Here is an 814-nt window from a genome sequence, read left to right on the forward strand (position 1 = left end):
CTCGGCCTGGGCGAAGGCCGCGGTGTACCAGCGGGCCACGACCGCGTCGGCCACCGCCTCGGTGCCCTTCTCCCGCACCAGCGAGGCTCGGGCCTGCCAACCCTCCGCCGGGCCGAAGTACGCCGCGCTGCACAGCACGGCCGCGCTGCGCACCCGCTGCGGCTGCAACTGGGCCGCGCGCAACACGGTCGATCCACCGAGCGAGAGACCGACGAGGTGGGCGCGCTCGATGTCGAGGCGATCCATCAGGGCGAGCAGGTCGCCGGCGAGGTCGTCCATGGTCGCCGGAGCGTCGATCACCTCGGAGCCGCCGTGACCCCGGGTGTCGTAGCGCAGCACCCGGGCCACCTCGGCCAGGGCCGGGACGGTGCGGTCCCACATCGCCAGGGTCGACCCCAGCGAGTTCGACAGCACGACCCACGGAGCGTCGTCGGGCAGGGTGTCCGCGGCGTCGACGACGTAGTTGAGGGTGGGGGTCGTCACGCGCTCGCCCCGTCGACGAGGCTGATGTCGGAGGGGTGTACCGCCAGCGGCGTGACCTCGATCGACATGTAGGGGAACAGCGGGAGGTTCCACAGGATCTCGTGGAGGCGCTCGCTGTCCTTGACGTCGAAGATGCTCAGGTTCGAGTACTGGCCCACCTTGCGCCAGATGTGCGGCCACTCACCGGCGCGCTGCAACTCGTGGCTGTAGGCCTTCTCGCGGGCGATCGTGTCGGCCTTGACCTCCGGGTCGAGGTCGGTGGGGATGTTGACGTCCATCTCAACGGCGAACAGCATGTGGGCTCCTGACGGGGTTCGAGGGGGGGGGGTAC

General features: G+C 70.5%; 2 protein-coding genes. Both read right to left on the bottom strand.

All coding sequences use genetic code 11. From position 1 onward, the window contains the following. Window positions 1-483: alpha/beta fold hydrolase (locus KD1_RS11535; RefSeq protein ID WP_217995874.1), on the bottom strand; the 483-nt coding region annotated here is incomplete at its 3' end. Further along, window positions 480-779 carry a muconolactone Delta-isomerase gene (gene catC, locus KD1_RS11540; RefSeq protein ID WP_068402059.1) on the bottom strand — a complete coding sequence of 100 codons (300 nt, stop codon included), beginning with the start codon at window positions 777-779 and terminating at the stop codon, window positions 480-482. The genes KD1_RS11535 and catC, both read right to left, overlap by 4 nt. Window positions 780-814 lie beyond the last annotated feature (35 nt).

This window comes from Kribbia dieselivorans NBRC 106261 (assembly GCF_001552435.1).
Taxonomy (GTDB): Bacteria; Actinomycetota; Actinomycetes; order Actinomycetales; family Dermatophilaceae; genus Kribbia; species Kribbia dieselivorans.

Coding starts and splice junctions, on each gene's coding strand:
- catC (WP_068402059.1), bottom strand. CDS start 779: ATGCTGTTCGCCGTTGAGATGGACGTCAACATCCCCACCGACCTCGAC.